The sequence below is a fragment of the Lentilactobacillus diolivorans DSM 14421 genome (assembly GCF_001434255.1).
GTDB lineage: Bacteria > Bacillota > Bacilli > Lactobacillales > Lactobacillaceae > Lentilactobacillus > Lentilactobacillus diolivorans.
This window is the reverse complement of record NZ_AZEY01000030.1, coordinates 1-233: the sequence shown is the minus strand read 5'-3', so window position 1 is coordinate 233 and position 233 is coordinate 1. Positions and strand designations below refer to the sequence as shown.

General features: G+C 45.9%; 1 protein-coding gene. It reads right to left on the bottom strand.

The features are described 5' to 3' along the window. Nucleotides 1-233: IS30 family transposase (locus FC85_RS03880; protein WP_157051264.1), on the bottom strand; the 233-nt coding region annotated here is incomplete at both ends.

Here is a 233-nt window from a genome sequence, read left to right as displayed (position 1 = left end):
CCCCTATCCGGGGTAATCGTTAACGATCTACCAGGCCATAGCTTCATTAAGTCGCTCAAAGTATCCGTGACTGCTTCTGAAGTTCTTTTAGCAGCTTTACCAATAAGCAGGTAACGAGATTTTCGATCAACCAATGTAACGACACAAGCCTTTCCGCTTTTGCCTAACACGGTATCACCTTCCCAGTGACCAATTTCTACACGGTTGTCAGCTTCTCGCGGACGATCATGAAT